The organism is Burkholderia alba (genome assembly GCF_034721475.1).
GTDB lineage: Bacteria > Pseudomonadota > Gammaproteobacteria > Burkholderiales > Burkholderiaceae > Burkholderia > Burkholderia alba.
On sequence record NZ_JAWJWL010000006.1, the window covers coordinates 1 to 18,836 of the forward strand.

Sequence of the window (18,836 nt, forward strand, 5' to 3'; positions counted from 1 at the left end):
GGGATGGCATCAACCCGTGTATGAAGCTGGGTGACATCGTGTCGGTTGGCGCCCGTCAGGATGACCGCGAGCGGGATACCCTGCGCTTCGGTGATGAGGTGGTGTTTGGAACCGGGTCGCGCGCGGTCAGTGGGATTGGGTCCCGTTTTGACCAACGCCTATCGCACGGATTGTCCAAGCATTCCCCCGATACCGGCATACCCACCTCATTCATTTTCAGAAAATTTTTCCTCACCAATCATTGGAGCTTACTGATTTCGGAAAAATCTACGGTCCAATAGTACGAATGAGAAGCCACGGAGAGCATTGTCGGAATCGGAAAATACCTGTCCCGGCCGATCAGATCTCGAATTCCCGCCACTACGCGCCGCTCGATTGCCAGCACGTGCGAGACGAAACAGATTCGTCCGATGCAGGAAACCCTGCTCAAGCGGATCTACCAACCAGCGATAATCACACGCATGCAAGAAACTATCTGCGATAGCAGCTCGGAAGCCCCAACGATCAATCGGGCAATGCCTATCCACGTCGCCACGAAGATAACAAAGTCATTTCAACCTTGATCACTCTTGACCACCGGAAACCCATCCCCTTTAAATCGTCATTGAAATTGACTACATTCATTTCATCGAAAATTAGCGGACTCATGCGCCCCCTCGCATTAACGAGGCGACACATTGCACAACTCGATCGCGTTAAATCTGGCAATCGCGGCAAAGTCCATCAGTTAAAGATCGTCAATTCACGAGAGAGTCCCACTCCGACGCGTTAATCTAATCGATAACAGAGCAGAACAAATCACTCGCCTCCCATGTCGACCAGCAAACGGAGTCATTGCCTGCCCGCACGCGCGCACGCCGCGCCGGCCGGCCTCCGCTCGCGTCCATGCCGGGCATGCCCTCACCACATTGCCTGTCCCGCGCGCCATGCGTAACCGGAAACCGCTCGGCAAATCGATGTTGCTGCCCGCGACGACCGCCTCCATCCGCGAGCGGATTCTGCGGAATCACCTCGCGCTGGCCGCGCTGCTCGCCGGGCAGGGCAACGGCCATCTGCTCGCGGCGCTGATCGAGACCGCCTATCTGACCTGGTACCTGCAGGAAGCGGGCTTCGGCTCCGCCGAACGCGCGCATTTCGAGGAAGTGGAGCACATGATCAACGCCGCCGCCGAGCGCGCGGAACACGGAGCCTGGTCGCTCACCGGCGACGATAGCCGGATCGCCGGCTGGCTCATCGAATATCACGAGCAGCAGTTGCTGCGCGCACCTGTGTTCGCGGTTCGGGACGCGCAGAAACGGCTCGCCCGCTTCGCGCAAAGCGGGCGAAGATCGCCGTGGTGAGAAAGGAAATGAGAGGCGGAAGAACGGTGCGCCATGCATGCGCGCGCGGAGCGCTCAGACGCTGAAACGGTTCAGCGTGTACGCCCGGTAGGCGGCAACGAACGCGTCGAACGATCCGGCCGTCTTGCTTTCCAGCTCGGCCTGCTCCGCCAGCGACTTCGCGGCCAATGCCTGCGCGTCGCGGGTAGCCGCTTCGTCGAGCGGCCGCGCACGGAAATACGCGGCGTGCGCTTCGCTTTGCGCGCGGGCGAAAGCAAGAAACGATTGCCCGTTGTCGCGCAAGGTCTTCAGCACCCGCGCCGACGGCGTCCGGTCCGGATCGGCAAGCTTGGCGCGCTGGGCGGCGATCGCGTCCGCATGCGCCGTGTCGCCCCGGATCTCGTCGAGCACGCGGCCGGCCGCGTCGATCTTCGTCAGAATCTCGTCGGCCCACTCCCGCATCGAAACAGGCGCGCCGTCGCGCACCAGTTCGAGCCCGGGCTTGCGCCCTTCGAGCGTCACCTGACCGAAATTCGCGTTCGATTCCTTGTACGTGGCGCAAGTCAGCGGCGCGCTGTCGTCGAGCGCGCAGACAAGCAGATAGGCATCCATGAAGCGCGCGGTATCGATCGCGATGCCGGTCGGCTCGAACGGATCGATGTCGAGGCAGCGCACTTCGATGTACTGCACGCCGCGCGACGCAAGCGCATGCAGCGGGCGTTCGCCGGAATACGTGACGCGCTTCGGCCGGATCGTCGAGTAGAACTCGTTCTCGATCTGCAGCACGTTCGTGTTGATCTGGATCCACTCGCCGTCGCGGTGCGTGCCGATCGCCTCGTAGGCGGGATACGGTTCGCTCACCGCCTTCGACAACGCGTCGAGATAACCGGGCAGCGTGTTGTAGTCGGCTTCGAGCGCGGCCTGCGCGGTGGTGTTCGAGTAGCCGAGATCGCTCATTCGCAGGCTGGTCGCATACGGACGGTAGAGCGTCTGCGCATCGAACGTGTCGAGCGTGTTCTCGCGGCCGCGCAGGAAGCGCGTATCCAGCACCGGCGACGCGCCGAACAAATACATCAGCAGCCAGCTGGTGCGGCGGAAGTTGCGGATCAGCGCGAGATAGCGCTCGGACTGGTAGTCGACCTGGCTCGCCGTCGAGCCTTCCTCCGCATGCAGACGCCGCCACACTTCTTCGTTCAGCGAATAGTTGTAGTGAATACCCGCGATGCATTGCATCGTGCGGCCATAGCGATACGCGAGTCCGCGCCGGTAAACCGTTTTCAGGCGGCCGATGTTCGACGTGCCGTAGTCGGCGAGCGGAATCTCGTCATCGGCAGGCAGCAGGCCCGGCATCGAATCGGTCCACAGCATCTCGTCGCCGAGCGACGCGTAGACCAGCCGGTGCAGTTCGTCGAGACGTTCGAGCGTGATTGCCGCATCGCTTTCCGCGGGCGTGATGAGTTCGATCAGGGCTTCCGAATAATCGGTCGTGAGCGACGGGTGCGTGAGCGCCGATCCCAGCGCGCGCGGATGCGGCGTGAACGCGATCATGCCGTCGCGCGTCACGCGCAGGCTTTCCTTTTCGATGCCGCGCAGGCCATCGGTCAGGTGCGCGCGCGTCGGGCTGGTGCTCAACACGTCGAGTCGGCGCTGCAACAGACCGCGCTGGCGGGAAGTCATGGTGTTCGACATTGAGGCGGAAGGGCGGGCTCGGCGGCACGCCGCTTGAGCGCGCGCCACCTGGCTGGATTGACGGTAGCGGGCACTTTAACATCTCGCCGGAAGGCTCGCTTGAGGTGGCCTCGGCCGTCCCAGGGTATCCCCGGAGCCCGTCTTATCCGCCCCGCGCGCCGCCCGCGCGGTCGGCAACCTCGTTCCACAGATGCATCGCCGCATACGCGCGCCACGGCCGCCACGCATCGGTCCGGGCACGCTGGCGCGGCGCGCGGTCGAGCGCCGGATCGCGTGCGGCAATCGACTGCATCAGCACGAGATCGGTCGCCGGCCAAGCGTCGGCATCGCGCCACGCCCGCATCGCAATATATTCGACCGTCCACGGGCCGATGCCCGGCAACGCGAGCAGCGCCGCGCGCAACGCGGCCGGCTCGGCCGTGCCCGATTCGAGCGGCACCTCGCCCGTCGCAACAGCCCGCGCGACACCCTGCAGCGCATCGACCCGCTTGCCCGGCATGCCGATCTTCGCCAGATCGCACGCCGCCAGCGCCGCCGGCTCGGGAAAGCGCCAGCCGATCGCATCGTCCGCGTGGCCGGCCACGCGCTCGCCCGCCCGCTCGACCAGCCGCCCGGAGATCGTGGTCGCCGCCTTCACGCTCACCTGCTGGCCGACGATCGCGCGGACCACCAGCTCGAAGCCCGACCACGCGCCCGGCACACGCAGTCCCGGCGCGGCACCGACGAGCGGCGCGAGCCACGGATCGCGCGCCAGGTGCGCGGCGATCGCTGCCGGATCGGTCTGCACGTCGAACATCACGCCGAGCCGCGCAGCCAGTTCGGCGTCCGCCGCCCGCGCCACGCCGCCGTCGAGCTGCGCGATCAGGCAGTGCTTGCGCGGATGCCGGCGCACGGTCAGGGTACCGGTGGCACCGCGGTAGTCGATCACGCGCCGGTACGCGCCGTCCTCGACCGCCTCGACGCCGGGAATCGCGCGGCCGGCCAGAAAGCGCAGCAGGCGCGCCCAATCGTAAGGTGCCCTGAACGGCAGTTCGAGCGCGACGCCGACGCGCGACGCAGCGACGGCGGTGACGCCGGAGGCGGCCGGGCTCAAGCGGCGTCGTCCATGTGCGCTGCCCGCTCGCCGGGCGCCTGCCGGGCTTCGGCGTCGAGCAGCGCGAGCTTGCGCGCCACGCCCCAGCGATAGCCGGCCGGAGCGCCGCCCTGCCGGACGACGCGGTGGCACGGAATCGCGAGGGCGACCGGATTCGACGCGCACGCACCCGCCACCGCCCGGACCGCGCGCGGCGCACCCAGCGCCGCGGCGATCTGCGTGTAGCTGCGGGTCTCGCCGTACGGGATGCGCCGCAGCGCGTCCCACACCCGAAGCCGGAACGCCGTCGCGCCGACATCGAGCGGCAGGTCGATCCGATGCTGCGCACCGCTCAGGTACGCCTCGATCTGTGCGACGAACGGCGCGATCCGGTCGGGCGACTCGACCCGCTCCGCATTCGCGAAGGTGGCCGTCAGTTCGTCGAGCAGCGCGGCGCGGGTATCGGCGAACGCGATGCTGCACACCCCGTTGCCGGTCGCGGCGACCAGCACCTGGCCGAGCGACGTCGATGCGATGGCATAGTCGATCCGCCACCCGGCGCCGTGACGGCGAAACGCGGACGGCAGCATGCCCAACTCGCGCGAAGCCGAAGCGTACAGCCGCGACGACGACCCGTAGCCCGCATCGACCGCCGCCCGGGTGACCGGCGCGCCGCCCCGCAGCGCATCGCGCAATGCCGCGCCGCGCCCGGCCGCCTGATATTGCCGCGGCGACACGCCCACCACCCGCTTGAACAAGCGCTGCAGGTGAAACGGGCTCAGGTGGACGGCATCGCTCAGTTGCGCCAGCGTCAGGCGGTCGTGCGGATGCGCGTCGAGCACCGCGCACGCCCGGATGACGATTTCCCGCTCGCGCGGCAGTCCCTCCGGCTGGCAGCGCTTGCACGGCCGAAAACCCGCGGCCCGCGCCCCCGCCGTATCGTCGAAGAAGGTGACATTCGCGCGCAACGGCAGCCGCGACGCGCACGACGGCCGGCAGAACACGCCGGTCGTTTTCACCGCGTAGAAGAATGTGCCGTCGGCTTCGGCGTCGCGCCCGACGAGCGCGTCCCAGCGGGTGTCGTCGGTCGGGTAGGCTGGTTTCATCATGATCTCGCCAGTGTGCAGGGGATGACCGCTACTCTAAGCGGCATCGCCTGGCGCCGCGCCCTGAATCTTGCGCTGTGATTCCGGCGCTGATCGGCGCAGTCCGTGCCGATAAAGGGGACGCACGCCAATAGCGCCACTCCGCCCCCCTTGCCGGGCGGGGCCGAGCGCCGTTTTGCTGCGCTGCGGGCGCGACAAAACCGCCGCCTGACGTTTTTTTACACAAAGAATATTGCGCCGCACCATCCGCGTGTGTATAGTTGGAACTGTCTCCTCCATGTCTCCTCCTGATATGGATTAAGCCCGTTCCACGTGAGCGGGCTTTTTTTCGTCCCTCGATTCCGCATCGCGCGATGCGCGCACGGCCGGACGCGCGGCTACACTCGTAGCCGATTCCCGATAGAGGAGACTGATCCCCATGAAACCGCATATCCGCGACATCGATCACGTGGTGCTGCGCGTCGCCGATCTGCCGGCGATGGTCCGCTTCTACTGCGACGCGCTCGGCTGCCACATCGAGAAGGAACAAAAGGAGCTGGGTCTCGTGCAGCTGCGCGCGGGGCGCTCGCTGATCGACCTGCTGGCGGTAGGCGCATCGCTCGACCGCCCTGACAGCGGCGTGCCCGGCACCGGCCGCAACATGGATCACCTGTGCCTGCGCGTCGAACCGTTCGACGCGGCCGCGCTGCATGCGCACCTCGCCGCCCACGGCGCGAAGCCGGGCAAGGAAGCCGAGCGCTACGGCGCGGACGGGTACGGGCAGTCGATCTACCTGTTCGACCCGGAAGGCAACATGGTCGAACTCAAGGGTCCGCCGGCCGCCGCGCATTGAGCCGCCCGGGCTTGCCCGAACAGCGCGCGCTCAGGCGCCGGCGCGCGCCTTCAGCACCGTCCACTCGATCGCGACCGGATCGTGCGTCGCGCTCGACAGCCACGCGGCGCCGTCCTGCACCGTGCATTGCAGGCGCATCGTGCGCTCGGCCATCCCGCCAAGCGCGGCCGCGACCTCCTCGGCGAGCGAGAGCACCTGTACATTCCGCAGACGCTCGACCTTGCTGCGCACGCCCTGCCACCAGATCTCCGACGTGCGGCCGCCGTAGGCGATCACGTTCACCTCGCCCGCGCGTCCGCTCGCCTTCGCGATGCGCCGCTCGTCCGGCTGCCCCACGTCGACCCAAGTCTCGATCGCGCCGGTCAGATCCTTTTGCCAGAGATCGGGCTCGTCGACATCGGAAAGCCCCTTGCAGAATTCGAGCCGCTCATGCGCGAACAGCGCAAACGCGGCGATGCGTACCATCATGCGATCGTCCGTTTCGGACGGATGACGCGCGACGGTAAGCGAATGATCGGCATAGTAGTGCCGGTCCATGTCGGCAATTTGCAGCTCTGCCTTGTAGATCGTCGATTTGATCGCCATGCGGGTCGTGGGCCCATGCGGGCCGTTCGTTCGGGTCGGGGCGTGATGATACCGAATGCACCGCGCATGCGCGCGTACCGGACCGTAAACGCGCGCGGCCCGGCATGCGCCGGGCCGCGTCCCTGCGTGGTGACGTCCGGACCTGCGCCCGAACGCAACCCGTGCAGGCTATTGCTTGATGAAGCGCGAATCCGTCCAGAGGCCTTGCTGGTCGCTGTTCTCGGCGCTCACGAACTGGATGTCGCCCTTCTCGACGCTGACGACACGGAAACGCTGGCCTTCCGGCACGGACAAGCAGCGGTAATCGTCGAAATACTGCTGCTTCGCCTGAGCCTGGCCGTCGCGCTCGTGGCTGAGCGCGGAATCCAGATTGTCTTTCGACAGGCAGCCCCATGCATTCTTGGTGAGCTGGATTTCCTGCTGCGGCTTGAGCGACGCATCGCCTCCCGCCTGAGCCACCGAAACTGCGGCAATCCCACTCAGCAACGCAAGCAAAACACCGGTTCGCTTCATCATGTCGTGTCTCCGTACAGGCTGGGTCCGAGGTCGGGTTAGCTATGTATTTAAAGGCAATCGCGGACCTGCGTTTTTCATCGTAGAAGAAGCACGGGGGATAGCAAGCATATTCATTGTGCGTCCGCAATAGTGGCGAATTGTCGCACCCGGTTCCATACGCTTTTCCGTGTCGCCAAGCGCCTGTTTTGTCAGGAGAAAGTTATTTTCTCAAACCTGCTTTCGCCTCTGAAAGCCTTATTCCAAAAGACTTTCAGGCAAATCGAGACGACGCAAATGAACGATTTGGATAATTCAATCTTTTCGACGGCCGATTTGATGCATTGCACCTAAAGTCATTGAAAAATTTCCGCGATGCCGCATGGAAATTTCATGTCGGCGGAATACAAGAAAAATGCCAGGTCGAATCGACCTGGCATTTTTTGGTCCGACGCCCGCGATACGGGCGAGCGGTTGCGATTATGCGACCGGCTGTTCCTTGAAATAATCCGCCTGGAACATGCACATCCGCAATGCATTGTGATACGCGCCGTTGCCGAAGAATTCCTCGATCAACTCGGCTTCGTGCCTGAATCCGCACTTCTCGTAAACGTGGATCGCCGCCGCGTTCGACTTGTCGACGATCAGATAGACCTTGCGCAGGTTCAGCACCTTGAACGCGTAGGCGATCGCCAGCCGCGTCGCGCGCGTCGCATAGCCGCGGCCCTGACGGTTCGGCGCGATGATGATCTGGAATTCTCCGCGCCGATGGATGTAGTCGAGTTCGATCAGTTCGACCAGTCCGGCGAGTTCGCCCTCGGCGTCGATCGCGACGAAACGGCGCTCGCGCTGATCGTGCACATGGCGGTCGTAAAGCTGCGACAGCTCGGAGAACGTTTCATAAGGTTCCTCGAACCAGTAACGCATGATTTTCGCGTCGTTGTTCAGTTCGTGGACGAAGCGCAAATCCTGCCGTTCCAGCGGACGAAGCGCGAGCGTGTGATTTTGATTTTGAAGTTGCATGATGCTGATGTCCTTGAGTCATTCGAGCGACTGCGTCGGGAATTGTATGGAGATCCCTCGACAACGCGATGCACCGGTGCGGCGCATCGACAGAAAATGACTGCGGGCTTTCATACAGAGCCTAAAATGGAACAAGGGTTCCCGCCACCCTGACGGAGGCTATCGTGATCGAGCAAGTGATACTGGGCGTTTTTCTGGTGCTGCCGCTTCTGATCGTCGCGGTATTGTTCTCGGACGAACTCTGGCAGGAGCACCGCCAGCAGCACCCGCGCGACGCGCACGCGCCGCACATCGACTGGCGCCATCCGTGGCGCAGCCTGCGCCGCCACCACTGAACGCCCCCGCCGGCATGCGCGCATCGGTCGCAGCGCCTCACGCATCCGGTTCGCGAATGATTCGCGTGCTTGTCACTTGCGCACGAGCATAAGACGCCCATCTCTCCCCTCATCCCGAACCCGGACATGCGCCGGGTTCGCCGTTTCGGCTATTCGCGTCCGTCGTGACGACAGCGTGCTTCGGCTACGTGCAAACACGGCACTGCCGAAGCACGCGGCCATGAGCGGCCGGCGCCGCCCCTCGGCGACGCACGTGCATCCCGCCGTCATATCGAGGACAATCGACGGACGACATCCGCGCGCCTTCCCCCGCCCGCTACCCGCCGGCTGACGAAAACGCGCCGTCGATGCGTGGAGCCCGAACCTGAAAAATACCGCGCGCCCGTCGCGGACAACACCACCACTCGCCGGCTGATCCGTCGGCCCCGAACCGCCCATGAAAATACGCGCTTCCTTCGTCGCGGAACTCGTCGTCAATTTCGCGCTGCCGTGGCTGGTCTACCGGATCGCACTGCCGTCGTGGGGCGAACTCGGCGCGCTCTACGCGTCGGCGGTGCTGCCGATCCTCTGGAGCCTGGTCGAACTCTTCCGGAATCGCCGCATCGATGCGCTCAGTGCGCTCGTCCTGCTCGGCATCGCGCTGTCGTGCGCCGCCGTCTCGTTCGGCGGCAGTCCGCGCCTGCTGCTGATGCGCGAGTCGCTGGTGTCGGGCTGCATCGGCGTCGCGTTCCTGATGTCGCTGCTGCTGGAGAAGCCGCTCACGTTCTACCTCGCGCGCGCTACCGTGGCACGGCAGCGCGACGACGGCGCCGCGCACATCGAGAACCTGTGGATCGAGCGGCCGGCATTCCGGCGCGCGATCCGGTTCATCACGCTCGTCTGGGGCGTCGGCCTCACCGGAGAAAACATCCTGCGCGCGTGGCTCGCATGGCACTGGCCGATCGAGCGCTACCTGATCGTCGCACCGCTGATCAGCTACGGCGTGTACGGGGGGTTGCTGTTCTGGACGTTCCGGTATCGGGCGCGGATGCGGGATCCCGGCACGGGACGCGGCGCGATGGCCGAAGGGAATTGAACCGGCAGCCGCTCGGAAGATCAATCGACGTCGTAGGACAAATCGTGCCAGCGCTGCGACGTGCCGGACGACCCCAATTGACCGCGCGGAAACTGCATGATCGCGATCGCGTCGAGCGCCTTCTCGTCGCGCGCCGCGTCGCCGCAGCTGCGGCGCACCTTCAGATCGCGCACCCGACCCTCGTCGTCGAGCCAGACGCGCACGATCACCTTGCGGCGCAGTTCGTCCGGGTCGCGTACCGCACGGGACAACAGCTTGTTCATCAGCGACATGGGTTCCCTCCAGGCGGTCGAGGTCGGCACGGGGAAAGGGATGCGCGTCGTGCCGGGCTTCGGCGATACCGGACACGCGCACGGCAGCCCCTAGCTTGCCGACGAAACCGCCGAAAGGCAATCGCGCTCGACACCGATTTGCGTGCGTCGCGCGTTACCCATCGCACCGCAATGCGGCCCCGGCCGCCGCGCCCCGCTTGCTGCATCGTCCGTAACGCAATCGACGGCAGGCCGCCACCGATTCCACCTCGCGCCCTCAGCGCCCCCAGACCTGCATCTCGTCGAGCGAATATCCCCACGACGTCGCGCGCCGGGTGCCGTACATCCGGACATACCGGCCGTTGCCGTTCAGGTTCGCGATCGCGACGTGACCGGAGGCCGCGCCGTCGGACGCGGCGTAAAGCGTCGTCCAGCTCGCGTTGTCGTTCGATACCTGGATCTCGTACACCTTCGCACCGGCATCCCAGTACAGGTCCACACCCGTGATGTTCTTCACCGCGCCCAGATCCACCGACAGCCACTGCGTGCCCGCCGCGCTGCCTTCAATCGAATCCCAGCGGGTGTTCAGGTTGCCGTCGAACGCGCGGTCGGGAGTCAAGCCCGCGCCATACGACGACGATGCGGCCGCCGGCTGCCCCTGCGACAGCAGCACGGGCTGCGCGCCGCTCAGTCCGCCGGTATAGCTCGCGCCGAGCTTCGCCTTCGTGTTGTCCGCGTTCACGCCGAACTGCGCGAGGCTCCAGCGCTGTCCCGTGTTCGCGTCGCCGACATAGAGCTGGTAGCTGCCCGCCGTCGTGGACGAGAAGAACACCAGGCTGGAACCGTCGACGGGCCACGGATCCGAGTTGTTGCTGTTGCAGTCGTTGAGCGGCAACTGGCTGGGCGTCGCGGCGGGGTCGGTCTTCGTGTAGATCTGGTCCGCCTGGCTCGCCGCGGTGCGCCAGCGCGCATAGAACACCGTGCCGTCCGCCCTGACGATCGGGTAATAGGCGGCAAGGCCCGCCGGCGTATCGAAGGCAACCTTGCCGCGCGTCGCGATGGTCTCCTTGTACAGCCCCATGTTCGCGCCCGTGCCGGTCGCGAAATACACCGCGCTGCCGTCCGGCGACGGAAACGGCATCGAGCTTTCGATCGCGGGCGCGGTGCCGGTGAGGTTCGTCACCGACGCGAAAGCGGGGATGCCGCTCGCATAGGACAGCGCCGCCTGCATCACGTCGCCGTTCTGTTTGAAGAACAGCGACTGTCCGTCGGCGCCGAACTTGGGATCTTCGTTGCGCGTCTGTCCGGTGCTGCGCGTCATGTTGACCGGCGGATTGCCCGAGCCGACCTGCCAGAAGAAGACGTTCCATGCATTGTCGGCCACTCCCATGAACGCGAGCCATCGTCCGTCGGGACTGAACACCGCATTCATCGGATCGGTGATCCCCCACGCGGGCTTCGACACCTGCGTCAGCGTGCGTGCGGCAAAGTCGTAGATGAAGATCTGGCTCGTGCCGTCGCCGTAACTGACGTAGCTGTGATACGCGAGCTTTCCGGTCAGGTTGACCGGAAACGATGCATCGGACTGGGTCGGCGGATTGGCGACGCAGGCGGCATGAGCCGGGCCGGCCGACATGACGAACAGCGTCGCGCCGGCGAGCGCGGCGGCAATGGTTTTCGTATTCAAGACACCCCTCTCTCTGCGGAGTATTGCGTGATGGTTTTCGGTGATGCAGCGCACCGCGATCGCGCGACGGCGACCGAAAACACGTGATGCATTGTCGTGCCGAATCGATGGCTGGATGTGTGATGCAGGCCACCGTCGCGCGACGACATTACCGGATCTCGCACTACGGCCGATCGACGCGATGTCCATCGCAGGGAGTCCGATCGATTATTCGATCCGGATGAGGTGCGCTTTCCGCTCGTGGGCAACACGGCCCCGCAACCGCGCCACGCCTTGCCAAAAAAAACACTCTTGAAATCCGTCCCGGCGCGCCTATGTTCTCGTTACACAGCGAGGGCGCATCGACGCGCCGCCCGCTCCGACTGACTTGCCGTCGCCTGACGGACGAGCCGCGCGCGTTCGCCGGTACCTCCTCGGGCCTCCTTTCTGGAAGATACGACCATGAGCGATCTTTACTTCGGTCCGCACCTCCTCGGTGAATTCGATCGTCTGCAGCGGCAGATGACGGGCCTGTTCGGCGGGTTCCCGTCGAGCATCCGGGCGAGCCGGCTCGGCGCCTTTCCGCAACTCAACATCGGTGCGACCGACGACGCCATCGAGATCGTCGCGTTTGCGCCCGGCATGCAGGCCGGAGATTTCGACGTCTCCATCGACAAAGGCCTGCTGACGATCAGCGGTGAACGCAAACCGGCGCAGGGTGCGGGCGGCGACGTGCGCGCCTATGCGCACGAACGCTTCAGCGGAACGTTTCGCCGCATCGTCGAATTGCCGCAGAACATCGATCCCGACAAGGTAAGCGCGCGTTATGAGAACGGCTGCCTGCTCGTCAGCGTGGGCAAGCGCGAAGCATCGAAACCGCGCGCCATCACCGTCCAATAAAACGAAGGAGCCGACCATGAACACCAGCAGCCAGATCGCCGAACGCCAGGCCGCCGCGATACCGCGCGGCGTCGCCCCCGATACGCGGCGTACCGTCACCGTCGTGCCGGCGGTGGATGTCTACGAGGACAAGCAGGGCATCACGCTATGGGCGGATCTGCCGGGCGTGTCGAAGGAACAGCTCGATATCAAGGTGCTCGACGGCAATCTGTCGATCGATGCGCGCGCGATCCTGCCGACGCCGGGTGGCTTGAGGCCGCAGCATGTCGAGGCGCGGGAGCCGCATTTCGCGCGCACTTTCGTACTCAGTCCTGATTTCGATACGTCGAGGATCGAAGCGAATCTGCAGGACGGCGTGTTGAAACTGACGATCCCGCGCCGCGACGAAGCGCGTCCGCGCAAGATCGAGGTCAGCCTGAGCCGTGTTGCCTGACAGCGCGTGACACGGGGGCGACGGCAGGTGCTTTGCCGTCGCCTTCGATGTGCGCGACGCGCGCCCGCCGCTCCGCTTTTCGTTGGTCTGCCGGTTTTTCGCGTGTACGGACCGGGCCCGCGTGTCCCGCACCATGATGCGCACCCACACTCCGATTGGCCGTTCTCCGGCGCAATCGCTTTTCCCTCGCGTTTTGTCTCCGCTTCGGCTGCTTGCCACCGCAAGGCTCCCGATACCCGAGCCCCTCGCTCGCCATACGCCTTATATGTAAGCCGCAGAACAGTGCATCGTCCGCACTCGTCACGATACTGAGCACTCCTGCTCTGCAGGTCAGCCTTCCGTCGCTCGTATCGAGGGCACGTTCAAGGGAGTCGCGGATGAAGCACGATCTCGTCCAGGACAGCATCAACCGCGCGGCATGGCGCAGCCGCAGCGCGCGCAACGGATACGGCAAGGCCGCCGGATGGACCGACCCGGGCGAGGCCGCGGCGTTCGCGTGGATCGCCGAGCAGGCGCGCGGCCAGCCGATTCTCGACGTCGGCGTCGGCGGCGGCCGCACCGTCTCGCTGCTGACGACCCTCAGCGGCGATTACATCGCGATCGACTACACGCCCGAACTCGTCGAGATCTGCCGGCGCAATCATCCGGGCATCCGTGTGCAGCAGATGGATGCGCGCGATATGTCCGCGTTCGAAGACGGGCGTTTCTCGCTCGTCGTGTTCAGCTACAACGGCATCGACGCCGTGGACTACCCCGGGCGTCTCGCGATCCTGAAGGAATTTTCGCGGGTACTGAAGCCCGGCGGGCTGGCGCTCTTTTCCACGCACAACCTGCATGGGCCGAGTTATCGCAGGGATCCGCGCGGACTGCTGCGCTTGCCGAGGTGGTCGGCGAATCCGCTGACCGTCGGCGTCGACGTCCTGAGGATGCTCTACACGCTACCGGTCGGCACGTTCAACTATCTGCGCAATTCGCGTCACGACCGGATCCACGACGGTTATGCGGTGCGCGTGTGCGCCGCGCACAAGTTCGGCATCGTCATCGTCTATACCGACTTCGCCACCCAGCGGCGTCAGCTCGCCGACGCCGGGCTCGAGATGCAAGTCGCCTTCGGCAGTTCGACGGGCGCATCGGTGCGCGAGGGCGCCGATGTGAGCCGCGATGAGTGGTTTCATTTCATCGCGAGCAAGACCGTCGACCCGGTGCGTTGAGAGTCGGACGCGTGTTGCGCGACCTTGCGCTCCTCGAACGGATTGCCGTGTACCGGCTTCGGCGCATGCTGCCCCGCGTGGCTCTCCGCCGCGCACATTCGGAAACCGTGCAGCGATAGCGCAACAGGAAAGCGCCCGGATCGCGAGACCCGAGCCGGATCGCCGCGCGGGCGTCGACGGCCGTCATGGCGCTTCCTGCAATGCATCGCGCTGACCGGCGGGCCGAAACGCCGTTCTGTCTGCGCGGGCGACCACACGCGGAGCTGCCGCGTGGAAAGCTCGCGGGTTCGCTTTACTCAGCGGCGGGCGACCCGATGCGGCAGATCATCGGATCGCGAGCAGCGCCACCCCATCACGGATGGTTGTACATCGCGTTCCAGTCGGCCTTCGACACGGCCGCTGCCGGACGCCCCGCGCCGGACGAGCCGTCCGCGACGCCGCCGTAGCCGCTTTGCGCATTCATCGCGCTCACGCGGGCCTGCGCGGCCTGGATGTCTTCCGGATAGTGCGGATCGGAACCGGCCGCCGGATGCCAGCCGGCCTTTTCGAGCTGGACGAGTTCGGCGCGAACCTGCGCGCGGGTCAGCGGCGCGTTCGACTGCGCGAACGACGCGACAGGGATGGCAAAAGCAGCGGCAACGGCAACAGCTTGAATCAGGGATTTCATCACGACCTCCTTGGACTTTGCGAGCGGTGCGACAACGTGTCTGCAACCGGTGGCTGAAGTCTAGGAGGATCACCCTCAAGGGTTAACCCCTATTCGACCAAGACAATGTTCCTGTGGATCGAAGAATGGTCGGGCGGCAGCGGGGGCAGATCGCTCCGCACACGGGAATTCATGCCTGCGGGGTTCGCCTCGCGAGTCGCCGTTCGCGAACCGTCCCCATCTTGCTTGCGGCTTGTCCTCTTGAGATCGGGATGTTCCGGTGGGACGTGAGTCCGGCGCAAGCGTGAGGATTCGGCGACAGCACCGGTCACCTCGCCGCGGTACGGCTCAACGCGTCTCCTGGTGCAGCGCCCGTATCCGGTCCAGAGTGTCACGAGGCGCGTAGCCGAATTCCGCCTTGAACACGCGACTGAAGTGTTTTTCGTCGCTGAATCCGTGGCGCCATGCAAGCTCCGCTATTCGTGCTCTCGGGAGGCTCGGGTCGGCAAGTATCCGATGGATCAGGTTGAGGCGCTTGCGCCGTATCTCTCGCATCACCCCGCCGACAGGCTCGAACAGCTGATAGAGCTTCGAGCGCGACAGGCCGACGTCCTTGCTGATCTGGTGAGGATTGAGCCCGGGATGCAGCAGATGCGCATCGATGTAGCGTTGTACGCGCTGCATCAGCAGTCCGCGGATTTCCGCATCGGCCTGCAGCAAGGCGTCGGCACTCGGCAGCACGCTGGCCGTCAGCAGTTGGGTTGTCGCATGCACGACGGACGGAAGCTCGTCGGCCGCGATCCGGGACAGATTGCCCGCGAGCGAACGGAGATAATCGCCGAGCAGATAAGCGATGCCGCCCCTCAGCGCCCGTCCATGCAGTCTTTCGGTGCCGGGCGGAAGCGCATCTCGCGGCGCGATCAGCGAGACGGCCGAGCCGGTCGTGAGCCGGACATCGGAAGGGCTGGCCATGTCGATCATGTACAGCTCGCCCGGCGGCATCACGCAGCTGTGCGATTCGGATCGCCACGCTATGCCGCTGTCGATGCGCAAGACGAACTGATAGAAATCGGCGCCATCCGTTCGGACATGCGACGCCGTGCGTTTCGCGTCGTAGACCGCCCGCCGATTCGGATTGAGCCAGGTGGGACCGCCGACGGTGAAGGGGCCCAACTGCGCACTGTCGTATCGCGAATCGAACGCGCCGCCGGCGTCATCCAGCAACCGGAAGTCGCATAAACGGCTGAGCGAGATCCAGGCGTCGAATTGCTCCTTGGCGGGGACATCGACGGTGGTCAGCCGATGAAAAGCCGGATAGGACGGTCCACTCATTGACTACGCTCCCGGCGGCGGGGTCGAGGGCCGCCGCGCTCGTCTCTTCAGCACATCCGCGCCCGATCGCGGGTGATCGTAGCGAGAGGGCCAAATGACGGCCCATTCAAACCCGATCCGGCATCCGTATCATGCCGACATCGACATACTGCACCGAATCCTGTTGCCGAGACCGCTCTGTTTCTCGCGGAGATCCGCAACGCGGGGGGCCGATTTTTCCCTCTGGCGCGCCGGCCCCCGGTTAGCCGGGGGCTCGCCTCGGCTCCGAACAATACGCTGCCGATGAGCGGCGCCATCGGCTCGTGTCGCTTTAACACCAGATTTTTGTCTGCGTTGCCTTGTTCCGACAGCAGAGAACTAAAAAGAAGCCGGAGATTTCACCTAAGCCTTCCCGCCATCATTGACGCTCCTACGGCTGAAAAAATCACCGCTGGCGATCTGTGTACCTGCCGGATCAATGCAGCGATTCGGACGGTTTTGCCGAACTTCAAAAGATCTCGCTCATTAGCGGCCTGATCTCGGCGGTTCCAGGTCATGCGTCGCCGATCGATGCTTCGATTTTTAGAATACCGCGTGCCGTTCGCCAGCGTCCCCGTATTGCCCTCGGCGGCCGCCCGCTACTTCCCGATACAAAACCGGCTGAAAATCACCCCCAGCAAATCATCCGAAGTGAATTCCCCGGTAATCGAATTCAGCTGCTCCTGCGCCAGTCGCAATTCCTCCGCGAAGAGATCCAGCGCCTGCGCATTCCGGTCCGCGTGATCGGCGGCCTGCGCCAGATGGTTCTGCGCCGCGCGCAGCGCGATCAGATGCCGCTCGCGCGCCAGATAGACACTCTCCGCGCCCGCCTGCCACCCCGCGATCCTCAGCAGCTCGCCGCGCAACAGATCGATCCCGTCGCCGTGTTTGGCCGACAGCCGCACTTCGCACAGATCCGCACCGGCCACGCGCTCGACCACCGCCGGCGCGCCCATCAAATCCGTCTTGTTCAGCACCCGCACCACCGGCACCCCGGCCGGAAAACGCGCGGCGATCGCTTCATCGTCGGCGCCCAGCCCGCTGCGCGCATCGAGCAGATGCAGCACCACGTCCGCTCGCTCGATCTCGTTCCAGGTGCGCGCAATGCCGATCTTCTCCACTTCGTCCTCGGTATCGCGCAACCCGGCCGTATCGATGATGTGCAGCGGAATCCCCTCGACCTGGATGGTCTGCGCGACCTTGTCGCGCGTCGTCCCGGCGATCGGCGTGACGATCGCCAGTTCGGCACCCGCCAGCGCGTTCAGCAGCGACGACTTCCCGACATTCGGCTGCCCAGCCAGCACCACCGACAGCCCTTCCCGCAGCAGCGCCCCCTGCCGCGCGTCGCCCAGCACATGCGTCAGTTGCTCGCGGATGCGCGCGAGCTTGCCGCGCGCATCCGCGGCCTCCAGGAAATCGATCTCCTCTTCGGGAAAGTCGAGCGTCGCCTCGACCAGCATCCGCAGCGTGATCACGTCATCGACGAGCGCATGGATGTCGCGCGAAAACGCACCGTCGAGCGACCGGCCGGCCGAGCGCGCGGCCGCCTCGGTGCTGGCTTCGATCAGGTCGGCGACGGCCTCGGCCTGCGCGAGATCGAGCTTGTCGTTGAGAAATGCCCGGCGCGTGAATTCCCCCGGTTCGGCCAGCCGCAGTCCGCAGGCCGCGCCCGCGTCGAGGCAGCGCTGCAGCACCAGCTGCAGCACGATCGGCCCGCCATGCCCCTGCAGTTCGAGCACATGCTCGCCGGTGTACGAATGCGGCGCGGGGAAATACAACGCGATGCCGCGGTCGAGCGGCCGGCCCTCGCCGTCGAGGAACGGCACATAACTCGCATGACGCGGCGCCAGCGGCAGTCCGCACAGCGCCTCCATCAGCAGGCGCGCGGCCGCCTCGCCCGCGCGCCCGAACGAAACCCGCACGACGCCGATACCGCCCCGTCCGGAAGCGGTGGCGATGGCGACAATCGGATCGGAATCGGTGGCAAGCATGGCAGCAGATCGGGGCAGGAGAGAACGAAAAGGGGCGGTCATCGGCGCCGCCCCCAGGATGTCCGCATTGTAGAACGGATCGCGCACCGGATTTTTCAAACAGCCGTTTTGACCGATTTGAGCTTTATCCTGTCCGCGATAAGACAAGTCCTATAATCCTGGTCGTACTTTAAGCGTCAGGAGGCGGCAACCTGCCGGTGGCCAAGCCCAAGCACGGCAATCGTTTGCGTACCTGCTCCATTTCTTTCCAGTTAAACCACCGCTTATTTGAGATAAATGTCACCCGGGTGGTTGTCTACGTTGCATCGGTCGAACCGCACAATCTGGCCATGCCGACACTCGAAGAAAAAGCGGCGTTCACCGAACGTCTGAAATTCGCCTTGTTGCGCAGCCCAGAGAAAGTCACCGGCGCGACGGAACTCGCTTTGCATTTCAATTTGCGACATCACGGCGAGCATCCCGTTTCTCCGCAAACCGCGCACAAATGGCTGACCGGCCGCACCATTCCGACTCCGGACAAGCTGCGCACGCTGGCCGACTGGCTGCGTGTCGATCTGCACTGGCTCCACTACGGCCCGCCGCCCAGCGCGACCGCCCGCGCCACCCCGCAACCGCTGCCGCGCGACGAGAAGTATCCGCCGACGCCGGAAACGATCGAACTCGCGTCGAAGATCGAGGCGCTGTCGCCGCATCACCGCTATCTGGTGCAAGAGTTGATCGAGCAGTTCTACGGCGATCCGACCCGGCGCTGAACGCGCGCCGCGCCCCCGCACTCACCATGAAAAAAAGCCGCCCGGTATCAACCGGGCGGCTTTTTTCACATCGGGGGACCGGAGCGAAGCACGCTTCGCCCGGCCCGC

At 65.0% G+C, this 18,836-nt stretch carries 19 protein-coding genes and 1 pseudogene; 8 read left to right on the plus strand and 12 right to left on the minus strand.

Annotated elements, in window-relative coordinates; genetic code table 11:
* A pseudogene (locus tag RZR99_RS07970) lies at window positions 1–174 on the minus strand (transposase); the annotation flags it as partial.
* 752 nt (window positions 175–926) lie between these two features.
* Between RZR99_RS07970 and RZR99_RS07975 the strand changes: the two are divergent.
* Window positions 927–1,340: a hypothetical protein gene (locus tag RZR99_RS07975; RefSeq protein ID WP_323119211.1), complete on the plus strand. Its 414-nt coding sequence runs from the start codon at window positions 927–929 to the stop codon at window positions 1,338–1,340.
* A 54-nt stretch (window positions 1,341–1,394) separates the two neighbouring features.
* Here the strand turns inward: RZR99_RS07975 and gshA are convergent, their stop codons facing one another.
* The 3 genes from gshA to ada all read right to left on the minus strand — a co-directional run bounded on the left by gshA (window position 1,395) and on the right by ada (window position 5,189).
* Complete coding sequence (gshA, locus tag RZR99_RS07980; protein ID WP_323119212.1) at window positions 1,395–3,008, minus strand: glutamate--cysteine ligase; 1,614 nt, start codon at window positions 3,006–3,008, stop codon at window positions 1,395–1,397.
* Window positions 3,009–3,150: 142 nt separating this feature from the next.
* Entirely contained in the window at window positions 3,151–4,101 is a 951-nt protein-coding gene (locus tag RZR99_RS07985; RefSeq protein WP_323119213.1) for a DNA-3-methyladenine glycosylase family protein, read from the minus strand.
* Window positions 4,098–5,189, minus strand: a complete 1,092-nt coding sequence (gene ada / locus RZR99_RS07990) for a bifunctional DNA-binding transcriptional regulator/O6-methylguanine-DNA methyltransferase Ada (protein WP_323119214.1) — start codon at window positions 5,187–5,189, stop codon at window positions 4,098–4,100. Before ada ends, RZR99_RS07985 begins: the two co-directional genes overlap by 4 nt.
* Before the next feature lie 415 nt (window positions 5,190–5,604).
* Between ada and RZR99_RS07995 the strand changes: the two genes are divergently transcribed.
* A complete protein-coding gene (locus tag RZR99_RS07995; protein WP_323119215.1) occupies window positions 5,605–6,018 on the plus strand; it encodes a VOC family protein in 414 nt (137 codons plus the stop codon).
* A gap of 30 nt (window positions 6,019–6,048) precedes the next feature.
* Here the strand turns inward: RZR99_RS07995 and RZR99_RS08000 are convergent, their stop codons facing one another.
* The 3 genes from RZR99_RS08000 to speG all read right to left on the minus strand — a co-directional run bounded on the left by RZR99_RS08000 (window position 6,049) and on the right by speG (window position 8,118).
* Window positions 6,049–6,603, minus strand: a complete 555-nt coding sequence (locus RZR99_RS08000; protein WP_323119216.1) for a YaeQ family protein — start codon at window positions 6,601–6,603, stop codon at window positions 6,049–6,051.
* Between the two features lie 168 nt (window positions 6,604–6,771).
* Window positions 6,772–7,119 carry a surface attachment protein Sap1 gene (gene sap1, locus RZR99_RS08005; protein WP_323119217.1) on the minus strand — a complete coding sequence of 116 codons (348 nt, stop codon included), beginning with the start codon at window positions 7,117–7,119 and terminating at the stop codon, window positions 6,772–6,774.
* Window positions 7,120–7,575: 456 nt separating this feature from the next.
* Complete coding sequence (gene speG, locus RZR99_RS08010; protein ID WP_323119218.1) at window positions 7,576–8,118, minus strand: spermidine N1-acetyltransferase; 543 nt, start codon at window positions 8,116–8,118, stop codon at window positions 7,576–7,578.
* 164 nt (window positions 8,119–8,282) lie between these two features.
* Between speG and RZR99_RS08015 the strand changes: the two genes are divergently transcribed.
* Window positions 8,283–8,453, plus strand: coding sequence for a hypothetical protein (locus RZR99_RS08015; RefSeq protein WP_323119219.1), 171 nt, complete (start codon window positions 8,283–8,285; stop codon window positions 8,451–8,453).
* A gap of 436 nt (window positions 8,454–8,889) precedes the next feature.
* The gene (locus RZR99_RS08020) at window positions 8,890–9,528 is read left to right on the plus strand and encodes a VC0807 family protein (RefSeq protein WP_323119220.1); all 639 of its coding nucleotides are present in this window, start codon (window positions 8,890–8,892) and stop codon (window positions 9,526–9,528) included.
* Between the two features lie 20 nt (window positions 9,529–9,548).
* On the opposite strand, the gene RZR99_RS08025 is transcribed toward RZR99_RS08020, so the two are convergent.
* On the minus strand, window positions 9,549–9,800 hold the full coding sequence (locus RZR99_RS08025) for an energy transducer TonB family protein (protein ID WP_323119221.1): 252 nt from the start codon (window positions 9,798–9,800) through the stop codon (window positions 9,549–9,551).
* A 256-nt stretch (window positions 9,801–10,056) separates the two neighbouring features.
* Window positions 10,057–11,415: a discoidin domain-containing protein gene (locus RZR99_RS08030; RefSeq protein WP_323119471.1), complete on the minus strand. Its 1,359-nt coding sequence runs from the start codon at window positions 11,413–11,415 to the stop codon at window positions 10,057–10,059.
* A 492-nt stretch (window positions 11,416–11,907) separates the two neighbouring features.
* Here RZR99_RS08030 and RZR99_RS08035 point away from each other — a divergent pair, with 492 nt between their 5' ends.
* From RZR99_RS08035 to RZR99_RS08045, 3 genes are all read left to right on the plus strand, one after another.
* Entirely contained in the window at window positions 11,908–12,345 is a 438-nt protein-coding gene (locus RZR99_RS08035; RefSeq protein WP_323119222.1) for an Hsp20/alpha crystallin family protein, read from the plus strand.
* Window positions 12,346–12,361: 16 nt separating this feature from the next.
* Window positions 12,362–12,778, plus strand: coding sequence for an Hsp20/alpha crystallin family protein (locus RZR99_RS08040; protein WP_323119223.1), 417 nt, complete (start codon window positions 12,362–12,364; stop codon window positions 12,776–12,778).
* Between the two features lie 377 nt (window positions 12,779–13,155).
* Window positions 13,156–13,989, plus strand: coding sequence for a class I SAM-dependent methyltransferase (locus tag RZR99_RS08045; protein WP_323119224.1), 834 nt, complete (start codon window positions 13,156–13,158; stop codon window positions 13,987–13,989).
* A 352-nt stretch (window positions 13,990–14,341) separates the two neighbouring features.
* Here the strand turns inward: RZR99_RS08045 and RZR99_RS08050 are convergent, their stop codons facing one another.
* The 3 genes from RZR99_RS08050 to mnmE form a co-directional block, all read right to left on the minus strand.
* Window positions 14,342–14,656 carry a DUF4148 domain-containing protein gene (locus tag RZR99_RS08050; RefSeq protein ID WP_323119225.1) on the minus strand — a complete coding sequence of 105 codons (315 nt, stop codon included), beginning with the start codon at window positions 14,654–14,656 and terminating at the stop codon, window positions 14,342–14,344.
* 327 nt (window positions 14,657–14,983) lie between these two features.
* Entirely contained in the window at window positions 14,984–15,967 is a 984-nt protein-coding gene (locus RZR99_RS08055; protein ID WP_323119226.1) for a helix-turn-helix domain-containing protein, read from the minus strand.
* A 617-nt stretch (window positions 15,968–16,584) separates the two neighbouring features.
* Entirely contained in the window at window positions 16,585–17,976 is a 1,392-nt protein-coding gene (gene mnmE, locus RZR99_RS08060; RefSeq protein WP_323119227.1) for a tRNA uridine-5-carboxymethylaminomethyl(34) synthesis GTPase MnmE, read from the minus strand.
* A gap of 329 nt (window positions 17,977–18,305) precedes the next feature.
* On the opposite strand from mnmE, the gene RZR99_RS08065 reads away from it, so the two are divergent.
* Window positions 18,306–18,728, plus strand: coding sequence for a transcriptional regulator (locus tag RZR99_RS08065; RefSeq protein ID WP_323119472.1), 423 nt, complete (start codon window positions 18,306–18,308; stop codon window positions 18,726–18,728).
* The last annotated feature ends 108 nt before the right edge of the window (window positions 18,729–18,836 follow it).

Bases quoted from the DNA above. Each gene is read 5' to 3' on its own strand.
- RZR99_RS07975 (WP_323119211.1), top strand. From the start codon at position 927: ATGCGTAACCGGAAACCGCTCGGCAAATCGATGTTGCTGCCCGCGACG.
- gshA (WP_323119212.1), bottom strand. From the start codon at position 3,008: ATGTCGAACACCATGACTTCCCGCCAGCGCGGTCTGTTGCAGCGCCGA.
- ada (WP_323119214.1), bottom strand. From the start codon at position 5,189: ATGATGAAACCAGCCTACCCGACCGACGACACCCGCTGGGACGCGCTC.
- RZR99_RS07995 (WP_323119215.1), top strand. From the start codon at position 5,605: ATGAAACCGCATATCCGCGACATCGATCACGTGGTGCTGCGCGTCGCC.
- RZR99_RS08000 (WP_323119216.1), bottom strand. From the start codon at position 6,603: ATGGCGATCAAATCGACGATCTACAAGGCAGAGCTGCAAATTGCCGAC.
- sap1 (WP_323119217.1), bottom strand. From the start codon at position 7,119: ATGATGAAGCGAACCGGTGTTTTGCTTGCGTTGCTGAGTGGGATTGCC.
- speG (WP_323119218.1), bottom strand. From the start codon at position 8,118: ATGCAACTTCAAAATCAAAATCACACGCTCGCGCTTCGTCCGCTGGAA.
- RZR99_RS08020 (WP_323119220.1), top strand. From the start codon at position 8,890: ATGAAAATACGCGCTTCCTTCGTCGCGGAACTCGTCGTCAATTTCGCG.
- RZR99_RS08025 (WP_323119221.1), bottom strand. From the start codon at position 9,800: ATGTCGCTGATGAACAAGCTGTTGTCCCGTGCGGTACGCGACCCGGAC.
- RZR99_RS08030 (WP_323119471.1), bottom strand. From the start codon at position 11,415: ATGTCGGCCGGCCCGGCTCATGCCGCCTGCGTCGCCAATCCGCCGACC.
- RZR99_RS08035 (WP_323119222.1), top strand. From the start codon at position 11,908: ATGAGCGATCTTTACTTCGGTCCGCACCTCCTCGGTGAATTCGATCGT.
- RZR99_RS08040 (WP_323119223.1), top strand. From the start codon at position 12,362: ATGAACACCAGCAGCCAGATCGCCGAACGCCAGGCCGCCGCGATACCG.
- RZR99_RS08045 (WP_323119224.1), top strand. From the start codon at position 13,156: ATGAAGCACGATCTCGTCCAGGACAGCATCAACCGCGCGGCATGGCGC.
- RZR99_RS08050 (WP_323119225.1), bottom strand. From the start codon at position 14,656: ATGAAATCCCTGATTCAAGCTGTTGCCGTTGCCGCTGCTTTTGCCATC.
- RZR99_RS08055 (WP_323119226.1), bottom strand. From the start codon at position 15,967: ATGAGTGGACCGTCCTATCCGGCTTTTCATCGGCTGACCACCGTCGAT.
- mnmE (WP_323119227.1), bottom strand. From the start codon at position 17,976: ATGCTTGCCACCGATTCCGATCCGATTGTCGCCATCGCCACCGCTTCC.
- RZR99_RS08065 (WP_323119472.1), top strand. From the start codon at position 18,306: ATGCCGACACTCGAAGAAAAAGCGGCGTTCACCGAACGTCTGAAATTC.